The organism is Aeromonas veronii (genome assembly GCA_041319085.1).
Taxonomy (GTDB): Bacteria; Pseudomonadota; Gammaproteobacteria; order Enterobacterales; family Aeromonadaceae; genus Aeromonas; species Aeromonas veronii_F.
In genome coordinates this window covers 2,787,515-2,803,825 of the sequence record CP101033.1, presented here as the reverse complement: position 1 = coordinate 2,803,825, position 16,311 = coordinate 2,787,515, and the positions used below count along the sequence as shown (strand labels likewise).

At 57.4% G+C, this 16,311-nt stretch carries 15 protein-coding genes and 1 riboswitch; of the genes, 8 read left to right on the top strand and 7 right to left on the bottom strand.

Going from position 1 to position 16,311, the window contains the following annotated elements; all coding sequences use genetic code 11:
* Positions 1-51 precede the first annotated feature (51 nt).
* A complete protein-coding gene (purU, locus tag NMD14_13165; GenBank protein ID XEI31722.1) occupies positions 52-888 on the bottom strand; it encodes a formyltetrahydrofolate deformylase in 837 nt (278 codons plus the stop codon).
* 259 nt (positions 889-1,147) lie between these two features.
* A riboswitch (FMN riboswitch) is annotated at positions 1,148-1,304 on the top strand.
* Between the two features lie 104 nt (positions 1,305-1,408).
* On the opposite strand from purU, the gene ribB reads away from it, so the two are divergent.
* Complete coding sequence (gene ribB / locus NMD14_13160; GenBank protein XEI31721.1) at positions 1,409-2,062, top strand: 3,4-dihydroxy-2-butanone-4-phosphate synthase; 654 nt, start codon at positions 1,409-1,411, stop codon at positions 2,060-2,062.
* Positions 2,063-2,287: 225 nt separating this feature from the next.
* Positions 2,288-2,530 carry an Lpp/OprI family alanine-zipper lipoprotein gene (locus NMD14_13155; GenBank protein XEI31720.1) on the top strand — a complete coding sequence of 81 codons (243 nt, stop codon included), beginning with the start codon at positions 2,288-2,290 and terminating at the stop codon, positions 2,528-2,530.
* 155 nt (positions 2,531-2,685) lie between these two features.
* Here NMD14_13155 and NMD14_13150 read toward each other — a convergent pair whose 3' ends face one another.
* On the bottom strand, positions 2,686-3,534 hold the full coding sequence (locus tag NMD14_13150; GenBank protein XEI31719.1) for a tetratricopeptide repeat protein: 849 nt from the start codon (positions 3,532-3,534) through the stop codon (positions 2,686-2,688).
* Positions 3,531-4,253, bottom strand: a complete 723-nt coding sequence (locus NMD14_13145; GenBank protein ID XEI31718.1) for a 4'-phosphopantetheinyl transferase superfamily protein — start codon at positions 4,251-4,253, stop codon at positions 3,531-3,533. Before NMD14_13145 ends, NMD14_13150 begins: the two co-directional genes overlap by 4 nt.
* A 275-nt stretch (positions 4,254-4,528) precedes the next feature.
* On the opposite strand from NMD14_13145, the gene NMD14_13140 reads away from it, so the two are divergent.
* The 4 genes from NMD14_13140 (at position 4,529) to NMD14_13125 (ending at position 8,766) form a co-directional block, all read left to right on the top strand.
* A complete protein-coding gene (locus NMD14_13140) occupies positions 4,529-5,017 on the top strand; it encodes an NlpC/P60 family protein (protein XEI31717.1) in 489 nt (162 codons plus the stop codon).
* Between the two features lie 147 nt (positions 5,018-5,164).
* On the top strand, positions 5,165-6,136 hold the full coding sequence (rlmF, locus tag NMD14_13135) for a 23S rRNA (adenine(1618)-N(6))-methyltransferase RlmF (protein XEI31716.1): 972 nt from the start codon (positions 5,165-5,167) through the stop codon (positions 6,134-6,136).
* Positions 6,137-6,379: 243 nt separating this feature from the next.
* Positions 6,380-7,105 carry a MaoC family dehydratase gene (locus NMD14_13130; GenBank protein ID XEI31715.1) on the top strand — a complete coding sequence of 242 codons (726 nt, stop codon included), beginning with the start codon at positions 6,380-6,382 and terminating at the stop codon, positions 7,103-7,105.
* A 245-nt stretch (positions 7,106-7,350) separates the two neighbouring features.
* Positions 7,351-8,766 (top strand): DASS family sodium-coupled anion symporter, encoded by a 1,416-nt coding sequence (locus NMD14_13125; GenBank protein ID XEI31714.1) that lies wholly within the window; start codon positions 7,351-7,353, stop codon positions 8,764-8,766.
* A 189-nt stretch (positions 8,767-8,955) separates the two neighbouring features.
* On the opposite strand, the gene serA is transcribed toward NMD14_13125, so the two are convergent.
* The 4 genes from serA to NMD14_13105 form a co-directional block, all read right to left on the bottom strand.
* A complete protein-coding gene (gene serA, locus NMD14_13120) occupies positions 8,956-10,188 on the bottom strand; it encodes a phosphoglycerate dehydrogenase (protein ID XEI31713.1) in 1,233 nt (410 codons plus the stop codon).
* A gap of 208 nt (positions 10,189-10,396) precedes the next feature.
* Positions 10,397-11,050 carry a ribose-5-phosphate isomerase RpiA gene (gene rpiA / locus NMD14_13115; GenBank protein XEI31712.1) on the bottom strand — a complete coding sequence of 218 codons (654 nt, stop codon included), beginning with the start codon at positions 11,048-11,050 and terminating at the stop codon, positions 10,397-10,399.
* A 161-nt stretch (positions 11,051-11,211) separates the two neighbouring features.
* Positions 11,212-11,808, bottom strand: coding sequence for a 5-formyltetrahydrofolate cyclo-ligase (locus NMD14_13110; GenBank protein ID XEI31711.1), 597 nt, complete (start codon positions 11,806-11,808; stop codon positions 11,212-11,214).
* Positions 11,809-12,123: 315 nt separating this feature from the next.
* Positions 12,124-13,458, bottom strand: a complete 1,335-nt coding sequence (locus NMD14_13105) for a Na+/H+ antiporter NhaC family protein (protein XEI31710.1) — start codon at positions 13,456-13,458, stop codon at positions 12,124-12,126.
* A 329-nt stretch (positions 13,459-13,787) separates the two neighbouring features.
* Between NMD14_13105 and dapB the strand changes: the two genes are divergently transcribed.
* Together dapB and NMD14_13095 are read left to right on the top strand one after the other, a co-directional pair.
* A complete protein-coding gene (gene dapB / locus NMD14_13100; protein ID XEI31709.1) occupies positions 13,788-14,600 on the top strand; it encodes a 4-hydroxy-tetrahydrodipicolinate reductase in 813 nt (270 codons plus the stop codon).
* A gap of 140 nt (positions 14,601-14,740) precedes the next feature.
* Complete coding sequence (locus NMD14_13095) at positions 14,741-16,078, top strand: IS4 family transposase (protein ID XEI31708.1); 1,338 nt, start codon at positions 14,741-14,743, stop codon at positions 16,076-16,078.
* Positions 16,079-16,311: the final 233 nt, after the last annotated feature.

Below are 16,311 nucleotides of genomic sequence, written 5' to 3'. Positions count from 1 at the left end.
CGCGGGAGCCGTTGTTGTTTCTGGTGTGTTCATACGTGCCGCGGTGGCTGATTACTTGAAGACTACCGTCTTGTTACCGTAGACGAACACCCGCTCGTTCAGCACCAGCTCCAGCGCGCGGCTCAGCACAGATTTTTCCACATCCCGGCCCGCCTTGGCCATGTCGTCCGCACTGAAGGCGTGGCCGACGTGGATCACGTCCTGCTCGACGATGGGGCCTTCATCCAGATCGTCGGTGACGAAGTGGGCGGTGGCCCCGATCAGCTTGACCCCACGGTCAAAAGCCTGCCGGTAGGGGCGGGCTCCGATGAAGGCGGGCAGGAAGGAGTGGTGAATATTGAGGATCTTGCGTGGATAGGCTTCGACGAAGCTCGGGGTCAGCACCCGCATGTACTTGGCCAGGATCACATAGTCAGGATCATAGCTGTCGATGATGGCACGTACCTGCTCTTCATGTTCGGTACGGCTCAACTCGTCGTGGCTGACGGTGTGGAACGGAATATTGAACTTGCCGGTGAGCTCGGCCAGGGTGTCGTAGTTGCCGATCACCGCGACGATGTCCATATCCAGCGCGCCCGCGTAGTTTTTCATCAGAATATCGCCGAGGCAGTGGGTCTCCTTGGTCACCAGGATGACGATGCGCTTCTTGCCCGCCTTGACCAGATGACGCTGGGAGCCGGTGGGCAGCGCATCGTCCAGATCCGCCAGCAGGGTCTCGTCGTTGAAACGCCCCTCGAGCTCGGTGCGCATAAAGAAGCGGCCATTCTCGTGATCCACAAACTCATCGTTCTTGATGATATTGAGCTGGTGCTTGTAGCAGATGTTGGTGATCTTGGCGATGAGCCCTTTGGCATCCGGGCAATCCGTGAGCAGTATTTTCTTTTCCATCTCTGTCATTTTCCGTTTGTGGTGTTGGTGCCGCTGTCTGCGCCGGCAGCGTTGTTCAGGCTCTCTTTTCGGGCCCTGTTTTTTTGTTTCGGGCACTATGCCATAAACCGATCCGCGCCATAAAGAAATTCGCCGGTCATGACCTCTCGGGCTGGCGAGCAGGTGGAAGATCGAGATCCTGAGTGCAATGTTGAAACGCTTTTCAGTTAGCGGGGGTTTTTGGCTGGCATCTGCAACCGTTTTTCTTTAGGCTGTCTGCGCTTATTCTCAGGGCGGGGTGCAATTCCCCACCGGCGGTATCCCGATTGACTCGGGGAGCCCGCGAGCGCCCGACCCGGCTGATTACCGGGTTGGGGTCAGCAGATCCGGTGAGAGGCCGGAGCCGACGGTGATAGTCCGGATGAAAGAGGATAAGACAGATATTGCCGCGTTTGCCCTGGTGGGCTGGCCGCTGCATACCCATCTCTGTCTGCCTTTCTATGCCCTGATTCTGGTCCTTGTCTTGTTTAGGAGTTTTACCATGAATCAGTCTCTACTCAGTGAATTCGGTGATCCCATTGCTCGTGTCGAAGCGGCTCTGACGGCCTTGCGTGCCGGAGGCGGCGTGTTGGTGGTCGACGATGAAGATCGGGAGAACGAGGGCGATCTCATTTTCGCCGCGCAGTCCATGACCAATGAACAGATGGCGTTGATGATCCGCGAGTGCTCCGGCATCGTCTGTCTCTGCTTGCCCGACGAGCGGGTTCGTCAGCTGGAACTGCCCATGATGGTGGAAGCCAACACCAGCCACTACCAGACCGCCTTTACCGTGACCATCGAAGCGGCGCAGGGTGTCACGACCGGTGTCTCGGCGGCAGATCGTATCACCACCATCCGCGCAGCTATCGCCGACGGCGCCAAACCGGGTGATCTGCACCGCCCGGGTCATGTTTTCCCGCTGCGTGCGCGAACCGGTGGGGTGCTTACCCGTCGTGGTCATACCGAAGCGACGGTCGATTTAATGCAACTGGCCGGTCTCAAACCGTTTGGTGTGTTGTGTGAACTGACCAAACTAGATGGTTCGATGGCTCGTCTGCCAGACCTGGTTACGTTCGGTCGCCAGCACCGGATGCCGGTGCTGACCATCGAGGATCTGGTGCAATATCGCCAATTGTTGTCAGAACGTACAGCCTGAGCCTCATACGAAATTGTAAAAAAGCAAATTTTTGGTTAACCTTTGTTCGTGCCCTTACCACTCGGCACTCATTTTTTAGACGGATCTGAACAAAAACTGTTCATTCAAAAAAAAATGAGGGTTTTAATACATTTATCTGTGGTGGGGGCTATGCAAAGTAGGTTTTTTTTGTGCCATAATCACGCCGCTTGCTAAACGTCTGGCGAGTTCAAGGGAGCTTTAAAAATGAAAAAATTGTTGTTGGTAGGTGTTGTTGGTCTGTCCGCTCTGCTGGGCGGTTGTGCAAACACCAGCGAACTGGAAACTTCCGTTCAGAATCTGTCTAACAAAGTTGACCAACTGGCTCAAGATGTTAGCGCAGTTCGTGCTGATCAGTCCAAAATTGCTGCTGATGTTGCCGAAGCCAAGCAAGAAGCTATGCGTGCTAACCAGCGCATCGACAACATGGCTACTTCTTACAAGAAGTAATCCATGCGAAAAAATGGCGCAGTTATGCGCCATTTTTTTTTGCCTGAAATTCACGGTTTCAACATTATTCCTACTGCACGCTCTTCGTACTTGACCCATGAGGTCATGCCGGTCTCCCGGCACTCCCCCACCATGACTCGCCAGTTCGAATCGGATCAATAGAGCAGACTATAGAGCTTGCGACGGTAGCTCTGCGCCGCCGGTGTGCTGCCCATGGTCGCCAGAATGTCGAGATAGGTCTTTCTGGCATCGCCGAATGCCAAATCCCGCTTGAGGATCTCCAGCAGCAGTCCCAACGCCTCTTCCTGACGGCCAGCCTGATTGTATTGCACCGCCAGCTCCTGAGTGAGGACAAAATCATCGGGTTGTGCTGCATAGCGGGCTTCCAGCGCACGCAACTCCGGGCTGTCTGCCGCTTGCAGGGCCAGCGCGAGCCGTGAGCTCAGGCTATGGAAGTGACCATCTTGCGCCACCATCGGGACAGTGCCGAGGCGCTCCTGGGCTTCATCCAGCAAATTGAGGTCGAGCGCGGCCTGAATGAGCCACAGGCTGATGTCGTGACGCTCAGGGGCCAGCTGGTGCGCCTTGGTCAGATGGGCATAGGCGATGCTGGGCTGCTCGTCAGCCAGTGCCTGTTGTCCCTTGGCCAGCAGCTCTTCCTCTTCTTTGGGGGCGAAGGCGGCGAAATACTGGCGCAGGGTGGCTTCATCTTGCGGCCCTTCTAGGATCCCCTGTTCGTCAGGGCGCCCCTGATGGAAAAGCACCAGCGCCGGTAGGGCGCGCAGGCCGAGCTGGCTGGCCAGCGGCTGCAACTGGGGATCGTTCATATCCACCTTGGCCAGGGTGACCTGCTCATTGGCGGGCCCAACCAGTGATTCGATCAACGGTGTCATCCCCTGACACTCCGGCATCTGCGGAGCATGGAAATAGATGACAACCGGCTTTTTCATCGACGCATCGATAAGTTCAGCGTGAAAATTCTGGGGAGTAATGTCGACGATCATGGGTTGGACTCTTCAGCAAGTGTTTGGATTAACATGGGGTTGATGGCGTGGCAATTCAAGCGCTCATCCAACCGGTAAAGATTCACTGGCGTTTCTGCAGCGGCAAGGCTGAGCCAGCCGCTGCCAAAGGGCCAATCCTGGACCTGATAAGGGGTATCATCGAGCTGGTTGTCGAGTCGCCACCCTTGCTCCGGAACAAAGCGCACCTTCTCGAGCCCGGCGGCTATGCCACCGCCGTGGGCTTTCAACACCGCCTCCTTGCGTGACCAGAGCCGGTAGAAGGCCCGCTCCTGCTCTTGAGCGGACAGCGTGCAGAGCCACTCATATTCACTCTGTGCATAAAATCGGCGGGCCAGGGGGAGGGGATGATGCCGCCGTTTGCCCAGTTCGATATCCACCCCCAGCGGCCCTTGTGGACAAAGAGCGAGCACCAGCCAGTCGCCACTGTGGCTTAGATTGAACTGCCAGCCGTCATCGTGTATTCGGGGCTTGCCGTGGGGGCCGTTGCAAAATTGCAAGTTGGCGGTGGGTTGCTGCAGCCGCTCTGCCAGTTGCTGGCGCAGCAGGGCGCGGCTCACCAGGTACTCCTGACGCCGCCCGGGGTGGATCATGGTGTGCCAGATATGTAGCTCATCGGTAGATAACAATTCAGGCAGTTTAATGAGCTTTTCCTGGCAGATGCTTGCCGGATTTAACAAAAAAAGATCGGTTGCGATCATCGTTTTTCACTTAAAAAAGGTGCTGAAGCAGGGATAAAAGCCAGTTATCTATAAGCCCCATGGCTCTTTTTGCGATTGTATATTGTTTGGTCATGATCACATTAATTATGAAAAACCGTGCATTTTCTTGCAAAAATGTGAGCTTGATAGGGATTTTCACTTGCCTCGATAGAATTCTTGGATATAGTCGGGTGCTGTTGCCTTATAAATTGCCCTTTGGGGCCATATTTTAACAAAATTTACTATTTAGCGGGGATAAAGGATTGCGCCACCTGATGCTACTGCTGGTCGCGCTCGGAATGGTGGGTTGTGCCTCGGCACCCCAACCCGAGGTCGTGAGCAAGATCGAAGTTTCCATGGTTGAACCTGTCATCGAACCGGAAGCTTCCCAGACACCCGATGTGAATGAAATTCTGACCGTATATAAAGAGTGGCGTGGTGTTCCGTACCGGATGGGTGGCAGCAGCCAGCGCGGTATCGATTGTTCCGCTTTTGCTCGTGAAGTGTTCCGCAATGCCGTTGGTGTCGAATTACCCCGTGATACTCGCTCCCAAGTCCACGAAGGGACGCGCGTTTCGAAGCAGGATCTGGTCGAAGGTGATCTGGTCTTCTTCAAAATCAATCGTCGTCTCAACCACGTGGGTATCTATGTCGGCAATGGCGAATTTATCCATGCCTCAACCAGTGCCGGTGTGACTCGCTCCAAGCTGGACAGCCAATACTGGCGCAGCAAGTTCTGGCAAGCTCGCCGGATCGACATCTGAGTCAGGCTGGACAAACGGCTCGCAGTACGGACTGTTTTTCCAACCTCACTTGAACCGGGCTCGATAGCCCGGTTTTTTATGCCATCGTTTAGACTTTCCCGAATCAAATCACTATAGTGTGGGCCCGTTTTCTTCGGCAGGCTCAGCATGAAACCCCGCACCCCATCAGCCGGTGGCCCCACGTCGGGCGACTGTAAATCCGGACTTCACTCCCGTAATCGCCATCAGGCGGGTTACGACTTTGAGGCGCTCTGCCTGCGAACGCCCGAGTTGACTGCCCACGTCTTTATCAATGACTACGGCACCCGCACTATCGATTTTGCCAATCCCGATGCGGTTAAGACCCTCAATCGCGCCTTGCTGGCCCATCACTACGGGATTGCCCACTGGGACTTGCCTGCCGGTTACCTCTGCCCTCCCATTCCGGGACGGGTGGACTACCTGCATCGGGTGGCCGACCTGCTGGCCGAGAGTGCAGGCCAGCTTCCTACCGGCAAGGGGGTGAGGGTGCTGGATATCGGGGTGGGGGCAAACGGCATCTATCCGCTGCTTGGCTGCCGCGAATATGGCTGGCGTTTTGTGGGATCGGATATCGATCCGGTCTCGGTCAAGGCGGCCACCCTGCTGGCCAAGAGCAATGGGCTCGGCAATCAGATTGAGTGCCGCCTGCAGGGCAACCCCAACCATGTGTTTCGCGGCATCATTGGGCCGAAGGAGCGCTTTGCCCTGACGCTGTGTAATCCGCCGTTCCATGCATCGCTGGAAGAGGCGAGCAAGGGGACGGAGCGCAAGCTGCGCAATCTGGGCAAGGAGGTGACAGGCACCCCTGTGCTCAACTTCGGCGGTCAGAAGGCCGAGCTCTGGTGCGAAGGGGGCGAGACGGCGTTTCTGGCCAACATGATTGCCCAGAGCAAGGAGTTTGCCACTCAGTGCCTCTGGTTCAGTTCGCTGGTGTCGAAAAAAGAGAACTTGCCGGGGGCGAAAAAGGCATTGAGCCGGGTGGGTGCCCGTCAGGTTCGGGTGATCGACATGGCGCAGGGCAACAAGGTGAGTCGGATCCTGGCCTGGACCTTTCTGAATGAAGAGGAATTACATAACGGCTGGTCGAGCGTACGCTGACCCCCCATCACAAGGCCCGACGAGGGCCTTTTTTCATGATGAACCCTGTTAATTCCCCCTGCTGACTGCATCACTGGCAATTATTTCTTCTTTGGCAGATCGTGCTGGTTACATGGTGTAAGTAGTAACTTCTGACCTGGTACAACTGTACGCTGAGAATTTTTTGCACTTACAGCTGAAACTTTAATAAAATAGGACTGGTTAGACCTCTTTACAGACATTGAATCAAATAGGGATCGGTAGATGAAAGTTGTCGATTTTCTGAAGCGCAAGCGCGAAATTCTGGCGCAGCACCCCTTTGAGCTCAAGGATTGGCTCTCTCCAGCGATCCGCGACTACTGGCGTGAGTTTCAGCAAAAGGCACATCTTCATCCTTTGCTGGGGCGTGTGCTGGACTTGCAAGCCGAGTCCCAGAGCGAGCAGCAACAGGATGCAGCAACCGCGACACAGGTGGCCAACGGTCAGCCTGTCGCGGCTCAGGAACCTGCGGTGGAGCTGGATGCCGAGGCGGCCGAGCTCTATGCCACCCTGCAGGCCCGCATCGGTGAAGAGACCCATGTCGGCGAGTGGCTCCATGTCAGCCAACAGATGATCGATCAGTTTGCGGCGGTGACCGGGGATCACCAGTGGATCCACACCAATCCGGAGCGCGCAGCTGCCGAGTCGCCCTTCAAGACCACCATCGCGCACGGTTTTCTGACGCTGGCGCTGCTGCCGCAGTTGACCGGCTCGGTCGATGAGGCCACCCCCGAGTTCCCGACCGCCCGCATGGTGGTGAACTTCGGGCTGGATCAGGTGCGTTTCCCGTACCCCATCAAGGTGGACAGCAACATCCGCGCCCGCACCAAGCTGGCCCGGGTCACCCCCATCAAGGGCGGGCTGGAGCTGCTCAAAGAGATCAAGGTGGAGATCGAAGGGATCCGTCGCCCGGGTTGCGTCATCGAGTCAGTGACCCGCATCTACTTCTGAGCCCCCTCACCGGCATGAATGGTGAAACGGGCCCGCTGTCGTGTTCAACGAACAGCGGGCCCGTTTTTTTGCCTGTTTGTTGCAAGCGTTGAGGAGTGAGCCATTGTGCGCCGGCTCCAGCTTGATGCGACTCACAAAACCGGGCGCCATGCAGTTAGCCAGCTCTCATTTTGGCGAGAAAGCCGCGTGAGGCGATAGCATGTTATGCCACTATTGACTCCTTACTCCCGATCCTGGAGAAAATAGTGCCCATCAATCACAAGATTATTCTGCCACTGCTGCTGAGCCTCGCCATCCTGCTGATCCCGACCCATTGGATCCCGCTGGAGGGGATCACCGTCATCGAGCAGCGGGTCGTGGCCATTTTCGTGCTGGCCGCCCTCTGCTGGATCCTGGAGCCCATCCCTATCTTTGCTACCTCGGTGCTGATCATCGTGCTGGAGCTGCTGCTGCTCTCCGACAAGGGGCTCTGGTTCATGACTGCCGACAAGGCAGAGCCGGGGTTTGGTGAGCTGCTCAAGTCGACCGAGGTGATGGCGACCTTTGCCTCGCCGGTCATCATGCTGTTTCTCGGCGGTTTCTTCCTCGCCATTGCGGCGACCAAATACCATCTGGATGTCAATCTGGCGCGGGTACTGCTGCGGCCGTTCGGTCAGGATCCCCGGATCGTCATGCTGGGGCTGATGCTGATCACCGCTACCTTCTCCATGTTTATGAGCAATACCGCCACCACCGCCATGATGCTGGCCATCCTTAGCCCGGTGCTGGCGGCGTTTCCCGACAAGGACCCGGCCAAAATCGGCTTTGTGCTGGCCATCCCGCTGGCGGCCAACCTCGGTGGGATCGGCACCCCCATAGGTACCCCGCCCAACGCGGTGGCCCTCAAATACCTGACCGGCGAGCATGCCATCTCGTTCGGCCAGTGGATGGGATTTGCGGTGCCCTTTGTGGTGTTACTGTTGCTGCTCGGCTGGTTTCTGCTGGGGCGCTTTTTCCCGAGCACCCTCAAGCGGATGGAGCTCAAGATTGAGGGTCGCTTTATGCAGACCCCTCGCGCCTGGGTGGTCTACCTCACCTTCATCACCACCATAGTGCTCTGGCTGCTGGGGGATCTGCACGGCATGAGCTCCTACGTGGTCGCCATGATCCCGGTGGCTGTGTTCCTGACCACCGGCATCATCACCAAGGACGATCTGCACAAGATCTCCCTCGACGTGCTCTGGCTGGTATCCGGCGGTATCGCGCTGGGGCTGGCGCTGGAGGACTCGGGACTGGCCGAGCGGCTCATCACCCACATTCCGTTCCACGAGTACTCCACATTGGCGGTGCTGGTCGGGGCCTGTTTGCTGGCGGTGGTGATGGCCAACTTCATGTCCAATACCGCAACCGCTAACTTGCTGCTGCCACTGGTGGCTGCGCTGGCGGTCAGCATGCCAACGCTTACCGAGTGGGGCGGCAGTCACACCCTGATCCTGGCCGTTACCATGTCGGTTTCGCTCGGGATGTCGCTGCCCATCAGTACCCCGCCCAATGCGCTGGCCCACGCCACCGGTTTGGTGGAGAGCCGCCAGATGGTACGGATCGGCGTCATTATGGGGCTGGTCGGTACCCTGTTGGCGATGGTATGGATCTACCAGATTGCCGCCTGGGGGCTGATTTGAGCGTGAGGCTGGCATCTCAACTGTAGCCAGCGCCATCATCGGAGGGGGCCATGGCAGGAGATGACCGAAACAGCCAAGGCCACAGAGGTAAAGTGTGAATAACAGCCAGTAAAAACGATGCCAGTCAGGTTTAACCTGACTGGCATTACTATCATGACGGGCTTTTTGCTGCCCTGATAAACGGGGTTATCAGTGGAGGATGCGGGCACGGATGGTGCCACTGATCTCCTTGAGCTTGGCGAGTGCCTTCTCGCTGTGCTCAGTCTCCACGTCGATCACCACGTAACCGATATGGCTGCTGGTCTGCAGGTATTGACCGGCGATGTTGATCCCCTCTTCGGCGAAGATCTGGTTGATCTTGTTCATCACGCCCGGTTGGTTGCGGTGAATGTGCAGCAGGCGGCTGGAGCCCTTGTGGCCCGGCAGCGACACTTCCGGGAAGTTGACGGCGGAGAGGGTGGAGCCGTTGTCAGAGTATTTGACCAGTTTGTTGGCCACTTCCAGCCCGATGTTCTCCTGCGCTTCATGGGTGGTGCCACCGATGTGCGGGGTCAGGATGACATTCTCCAGCCCACGCAGCGGGCTTTGGAACTCCTCGTCGTTGGACTTGGGCTCGACCGGGAAGACGTCGATGGCGGCGCCGGCGATATGGCCGCTCTTGATCACGTCAGCCAGCGCATCGATATCCACCACGGTACCGCGGGCGGCGTTGATGAAGATGGCGCCCGGTTTCATCATCCGCAGCTGCTCGGCACCGATCATGTTCTTGGTGGAGGCGGTCTCCGGCACGTGCAGGCTGATGACGTCAGACATATTGAGCAGCTCGACCATGCTCGGCACCTGAATGGCGTTGCCCAGCGAGAGCTTGTTCTCGATATCGTAGTAATAAACCTTCATGCCGATGCTTTCGGCGATGATGCCAAGCTGGGTACCGATGTGGCCGTAGCCGATGATGCCGAGCTTCTTGCCGCGCGCTTCCACCGAGCGATTGGCCAGCTTTTCCCACACGCCGCGATGGCACTTGGCGTTCTTCTCGGGGATGCCGCGCAGCAGCAGCAGGATCTCACCCAGAACCAGCTCGGCGACCGAGCGGGTGTTGGAGAAGGGGGCGTTGAAGACCGGAATACCGCGGATCTGGGCCGCTTCCAGCTCCACCTGGTTGGTACCGATGCAGAAGCAGCCGATGGCGACCAGCTTGTTGGCGGCGTCGAGGACTTTCTCGGTGATCTGGGTGCGGGAGCGCAGCCCGATGAAATGGACGTCGCGGATCTGCTCGATCAGCTCCTCTTCGGAGAGCGAGGTCTTGAGATACTCCACACTGGTGTAACCTGCGGCACGAAAGGTCTCTACGGTGTTGGGATGGACTCCCTCCAGCAGCAGAACCTTGATTTTATCCTTGTCCAACGAAAACTTGGCAGTCATGACGATCCCTCTGTATGTGCAAACGTAAGTGCAGATTTGGTGTGCGAAGAAAACCGTAAAGTAGCAAAAACGTTTGGGAGAGGGAATATTTGTGACGAAAGTCAAATTCTTTGAAGTTATCAACGATTGTTGTAAACATCCGTATGCAACTTGTTGAGGGATAAATAAAAACGGCGCCATCAGGCGCCGTTGTCTATTCATACTGTGATTATTGGGTCACAACCCCGTCCGGCGTGCCGATCAGGACTACATCGGCGCCACGGGCGGCGAACAGGCCATTGGTGACGGTGCCTACGATGGCGTTGAGCTGCACTTCCAGCGCCTTGGCATCGGTAATGGCCATGCCTTTCACATCCAGAATGTGGTTGCCGTTGTCGGTGACCACCCCTTCACGCCACACCGGGTTGCCACCCAGTTTGCGGATTTCGCGGGCCACGTATTCGCGGGCCATCGGGATCACTTCCACCGGCAGCGGGAACTGGCCCAGCACCTCGACGGTCTTGGTGTTGTCGATGATGCAGATGAACTTGTCAGCCACGGCGGCAACAATCTTCTCGCGGGTCAGGGCAGCGCCACCGCCCTTGATCATGTCGCGGGTGCCGTTGATCTCGTCGGCGCCATCCACATAGACGGAGAGGGCGTCGATCTCGTTGAGATCATATACGGTGATGCCGAAGCCCTTGAGGCGCTCGGTAGAGGCCACGGAGCTGGATACCGCCCCCTTGATCTCGTCCTTCATGGTCGCCAGCGCGTCGATAAAGTGGTTGACGGTAGAGCCGGTGCCCACCCCGACGATAGTGCCGGGAACCACATACTTGAGCGCAGCCCAACCGGCCGCCTTCTTCATTTCATCTTGAGTCATGATCATTCCTTAAGAAAAAAGCGGGCGCATTATATCCAACCCGGTACCCCGTCGCGACCTTGTTGCTCACGTTCCGGGGCAAAAAGAGGGACTTTGTAAATCGTTTGCCTGTTTATTCTGCGTTTGCGCGCACAAAGCCGGGGCCGCCGGCCAAAAACAGCCTATTCAAAGCGCCAGCAGTAACTCGGGGTGATGATCTGGGGCAGTGGCACATCCCACTCCTCTTGCGGGACTGCATCCACTTGCTGGCAGTCGTGGGCAATGCCGAGTGGCTTGGGGCCCAGCTTGTGCTCATGCCAGATGGCGAGAGTGCGATCGTAGTAGCCGCCCCCCATGCCAAGGCGATTACCCTGGGCATCGAAGGCGACCAGCGGGGTGCAGATAAGATCGAGCGTGCTGTGGGGCACCACCTGCAGGATATCCAGCTCGGGCTCTTCAATGCCGTAGCGGTTGCGCACCATGGGGCTGGTGGCGGTATAGCGCAAAAAGAGCAGGTGACCAGGGGTAAAGGGGTGGAGCACCGGCAGGTAGACCTCTTTGTGCTGGGCCCACAGCCAATGGATGGTGGGCAGGGGGTTGATCTCCCCGTCATTGGCCAGATAGAGGGCAATGCGCTTGGCGGCGAGGATCTCGGGGTGTTGCTTGAACTGGGCCAGCAGCTGTTGGGCCGCCGCTTGTTGCTCGGCCGGACTCAGATTTTTGCGGCGTTGACGAACCAGTTGGCGCAGGGATTGACGTTCGGGTTGGGACTCATGCATGGGGAACCTCTGGTAAAGCTGCGCATCAATGGCTTGAACGCGCTCTACCTTAGCACATTCACTCTGTACGTTAAGGGGGCGACAGGGGAAAAACCGCCCCGGACGGCTGATGCCAAGGGGGCGGATGAACGTTGGCGCATCCGATACTGCATCAACAGAGGCTGCGGTGCGGCCCCTGTTGATGGCATGTCGGCACGCCAGCGTCTGGCCTGTTACTTGTCAGCCTTGCCGCGCATCTGGTGCTTCACGAACACGGCAATCAGTGCCGCCACCGCGAGCGCTAATCCTGTGTAGAAACGCATGGACGTTATCCTGTTACTTGTCAGCCTTGCCGTGCATCTGGTGCTTCACGAACACTGCAATCAGTGCCGCCACCGCGAGCGCCATCGGGTAGAAACTCATGCTCACCACCGCCAACGGCGACAGGGCGAAGATGGATCCCAGCAGCAGCGCCTGTGCGCCCCAGGGGATCAGACCCTGTACCACGCAGGAGAAAATATCGAGCATGGAGGCGGCGCGGCGCGGGGTGACACCGTGGTGTTCGGCCAGATCCCGGGCCACCTTGCTGGCGACGATAATGGCCACCGTGTTGTTGGCGGTGCAGAGGTTGGTGAGGCTTACCACCCCGGCGATGCCGAGCTCCGCCGCTTTCTCGTTCTGTTCGCCGTTGTGCTCGCGAGTGAAACGGGCAATCAGGGCGCTGATGCGCTCGCTTATCCAGGCCAGTCCACCCTGACGCTCCATCAGGGCGCCGAGACCGCCGATCAGCATGGAGAGCAGGAAGATCTCCTGCATGCCGGTAAAGCCTTGATAGATATCCTTACTGAACTGACCGATGGCGTAGCCGTTGATCATGCCCACCGCACCGGCGGCCAGAATACCGATCCCCAGCACCACAAACACATTCACTCCGGCGAGCGCCAGCCCCAGGATCAGCAGATAAGGCATCACCTTGAACAGCTCGATGGCGCTGCCGCTGGCAGGGGATTCACCCACAGACCCCAGGGTCAGATAGAGCAGGATCACCGTGATGGCGGCGGGGGCCGCAATCTTGAAGTTCTCGCGGAACTTGTCCTTCATCTCGCACCCCTGACTGCGGGTGGCCGCAATGGTGGTGTCGGAGATGATGGAGAGGTTATCGCCAAACATGGCGCCGGAGAGAATGGTACCCGCCATCAGCACCGGATCGATGCCGGCCGCCTGCGCCACGCCAAGGGCCACCGGCGCCACGGCACCTATGGTGCCCATGGAGGTACCCATGGCGGTAGCAATAAAGGCAGAGATGAGGAACAGCCCGGGCAACAGCGCCCAGCTGGGGATGAGCGAGAGACCCAGCGCCACGGTGGCATCAACGCCTCCGGTGGCTTTGGCCACGCTGGCAAAGGCCCCCGCCAGCAGATAGATAAGGCACATCGCCATGATGTTGCTGTGGCCGACCCCTTTGAAGAAGGTCTCCAGATTGCTGTTGAAGCCCTCTTTGCCAAGCAGCAGGGCGAGCATCACCGCAGGCAGGGCCGCCACGGGGGCAGGCAGCTGATAGAAGGCAAATTCGACCCCCTGCAGGGTCAGCCAGGTACCGGTACCGATAAAGAGTGCGAGAAAAACCAGAAGTGGCAGCAAGGCCCTGGCACTGGGTTGAGTCTGGATCATGTGTTCCTCTGAAATTGAACAATGACCTCCTGTCATAAACTGCTTTGTGCCTTTATCTGATTGGGATCGGGAGAAAACAGGGCGGGCATCCTGCCGCATTGGGGGAGCCACAGTAGTGAGTCAACCCCGTTTGGTCAAGATAGACGTCCAGACGGATGGGTGCTTTTGTTTTGTGATTCCGTTATTTTAGATAAAGCCGTCAAATATTCCGATATATTGTTTTTTTTCGTTTATATGTCGGAGCTTGGTGATGGCGCAGAGTGAGCTTTTCAAACCTGGCGCAGGCTGGTAAAACGGTCTCTTTCCTAAATAGAGATGAGAGGGTGGAGATGGACAATCCGATCCGGGTGGCCGTGATGGGCTGTAATGGTCGTATGGGCAAGGTGCTGCTAGAGGCGATCAGCCATGCCGATGGCGTGGTGGTCGGGGCGGCGCTGGAGCGACCGGGCTCTGCGGTGATCGGGCTGGATGCCGGTGAGCTCAACGGGCTGGGCCATCTGGGCGTGGCGGTCAGCGATAGTCTGGACAAGGTACGGGACGAGTTTGATCTCATCATCGACTTCACCCGTCCCGAGGTGACCCTGGCCAATCTGGCTTTTGCGCTGGCCCACCACAAGCAGATGGTGATTGGCACCACCGGTTTTGACGAGGCAGGCAAGGCCGCCCTTAAAGAGGCAGGCAAGCAGATCGGCATCGTGTTCGCCTCCAACTACTCGGTCGGGGTCAACCTGGTGTTCAAGCTGCTGGAACAGGCCGCCAAGGTGATGGGGGATTATACCGACATCGAGATCATCGAAGGCCACCATCGCCACAAAGTGGATGCGCCATCCGGTACTGCGCTCTCCATGGGTGAAGTGGTCGCCAAAACCCTGGGCCGGGATCTCAAAGAGTGCGCCGTCTATGGCCGCGAGGGGATCACTGGCGAGCGGGATCGCAACACTATCGGCTTTGCCACCATTCGCGCCGGCGATCTGGTGGGGGAGCATACCGTCATGTTTGCCGATATCGGCGAGCGGGTGGAGATCAGCCACAAGGCCTCCAGCCGTCTGACCTTCGCAAATGGTGCTGTGCGGGCGGGCAAGTGGCTTGGCCAGCAGGGTGCCGGTCTTTATGACATGCAGGATGTGCTCAATCTCAAGTGATGGTTCTGTGCTGCTCTGTTGTGTGACAGATACCCAGTGAAAAACCCCGGCTTGCCGCAATGCTGATCAGTTAAGGATCCATTGACCGATCCTTCTGCTGTAGGACAATCCGGAACCAATCACTGGTTCCGGATTTTTTTATGTCTATTGCAAACGACCTGAGCGATGTTGTTGAGACATCTGGCGACATGCTGGCTCGGCTGGCAATTTTTGCCGACCATATTCCCGACGAATGGATTACTGCCGCTGCCGCCTTGTCTGAAAAGGCCACTATCCGCCGACGCCGCTTACCTTCTGATATGGTCTTGTGGCTCGTCGTGGGGATGGCCTTTTTCCGTAATGAGCCCATCTCCGAGGTCGCTCGGCGCCTCAATATCTGTGCAGAAGGGTTGGCCAATGACGCCTTGCTCGCGGACAGTGCCCTGTCTCAAGCCCGTCAGCGACTCGGCAAACAGCCGCTCGAGTGGCTGTTCAAGCAGTGTGCCGATGTGTGGGGACGGGAACGTTATCCTGAAGACCAGTGGCACGGTTTACAGGTCTTTGCCATCGATGGAGCCCTGTTTCGTACCCAGGATATGCCTGAACTCAGGGCGCATTTCGGTTCGGGTAACACGTCAACCAACCGGCAGACACCCTATCCAATGCTGCGGCTGGTCACGCTGATGAATGTCCGCTCGCATGTCATTGCCAACGCGGCCATCAGCCCGTATCGCAAAGGGGAAATCCCCCTGGCCAGTGAGTTCATTCACTCATTGCCGGACAAGTCGGTGACCCTGCTGGATAAAGGTTTCTTCGGTGCCGACCTGTTGCTACGAATTCAGGCCGAAGACACCGACCGTCACTGGCTCATCCCGGAACGCAAGGGGTTGGTATACACGGAACTTGAGCGCTATGGCGACGGTGACCGTCTGTTGCAAATGACGGTCTCGCCTCAGGCTCGCAAGAAAAACCCCGAGTTACCGACGCACTGGCAAGTTCGCGCAGTGACCTACGAGGTGGCAGGCAAGGAGAAAACGGTCTTTACCTCCCTGCCCGTAACCCGATTCAGCGCAGCGCAGGTGGCGACCCTGTACCACGAGCGCTGGGAAATCGAGTTGGGATACCGGGATATCAAAAGTGCGATGCAGCACAACGCCATCACACTGAGAAGCAAGAAAGTGGACTTGGTTTATCAGGAACTGTGGGGTTTGCTGCTTGGATACAATCTGGTCAGGCGGGAGGCGAGCCAGGCCGCCGTAGCTCATCAGCGAGCGCCCAATGAGGTGAGCTTCAAGTTTGCCTGTCAGTTCATCGCGAACCAGATGGCAGTGATGGCGGGCGCGATATCGCCAGCCCATACCCCACGGAGGTTGGCGGAGTTGCGGGGGAGCATAGGCGTCATGTTCATAGAAAAACGCCCCAGGCCATCGAGACCCAGGGCGGTGAAGATATCAAAGACCCGCTTTCCGGTAGATCGCAATGCGGCTCCGCTTAAGTGAACAGCATTGCCGGCTTGCCGGGGTTTTTGCTGTCAGTCAGCCAGAGTTTGTGTAAAAAGACACACTGCCTGCAATTTTTATCTGAATGCCTTATAAATAACACTATTGCGTTATCCACCAGATTTTCCCTTCCTGAATGTCATCACCAGGTGACCGATTTGAGCATCTTTATGGCTGATGAAGCCATTTTTTTACACCGATGGGAAAAGACTAAAAATTCAAACACAGAAAAA

Coding starts and splice junctions, on each gene's coding strand:
- purU (XEI31722.1), bottom strand. CDS start 888: ATGGAAAAGAAAATACTGCTCACGGATTGCCCGGATGCCAAAGGGCTC.
- ribB (XEI31721.1), top strand. CDS start 1,409: ATGAATCAGTCTCTACTCAGTGAATTCGGTGATCCCATTGCTCGTGTC.
- NMD14_13155 (XEI31720.1), top strand. CDS start 2,288: ATGAAAAAATTGTTGTTGGTAGGTGTTGTTGGTCTGTCCGCTCTGCTG.
- NMD14_13150 (XEI31719.1), bottom strand. CDS start 3,534: ATGATCGTCGACATTACTCCCCAGAATTTTCACGCTGAACTTATCGAT.
- NMD14_13145 (XEI31718.1), bottom strand. CDS start 4,253: ATGATCGCAACCGATCTTTTTTTGTTAAATCCGGCAAGCATCTGCCAG.
- NMD14_13140 (XEI31717.1), top strand. CDS start 4,529: ATGCTACTGCTGGTCGCGCTCGGAATGGTGGGTTGTGCCTCGGCACCC.
- rlmF (XEI31716.1), top strand. CDS start 5,165: ATGAAACCCCGCACCCCATCAGCCGGTGGCCCCACGTCGGGCGACTGT.
- NMD14_13130 (XEI31715.1), top strand. CDS start 6,380: ATGAAAGTTGTCGATTTTCTGAAGCGCAAGCGCGAAATTCTGGCGCAG.
- serA (XEI31713.1), bottom strand. CDS start 10,188: ATGACTGCCAAGTTTTCGTTGGACAAGGATAAAATCAAGGTTCTGCTG.
- rpiA (XEI31712.1), bottom strand. CDS start 11,050: ATGACTCAAGATGAAATGAAGAAGGCGGCCGGTTGGGCTGCGCTCAAG.
- NMD14_13110 (XEI31711.1), bottom strand. CDS start 11,808: ATGCATGAGTCCCAACCCGAACGTCAATCCCTGCGCCAACTGGTTCGT.
- NMD14_13105 (XEI31710.1), bottom strand. CDS start 13,458: ATGATCCAGACTCAACCCAGTGCCAGGGCCTTGCTGCCACTTCTGGTT.
- dapB (XEI31709.1), top strand. CDS start 13,788: ATGGACAATCCGATCCGGGTGGCCGTGATGGGCTGTAATGGTCGTATG.
- NMD14_13095 (XEI31708.1), top strand. CDS start 14,741: ATGTCTATTGCAAACGACCTGAGCGATGTTGTTGAGACATCTGGCGAC.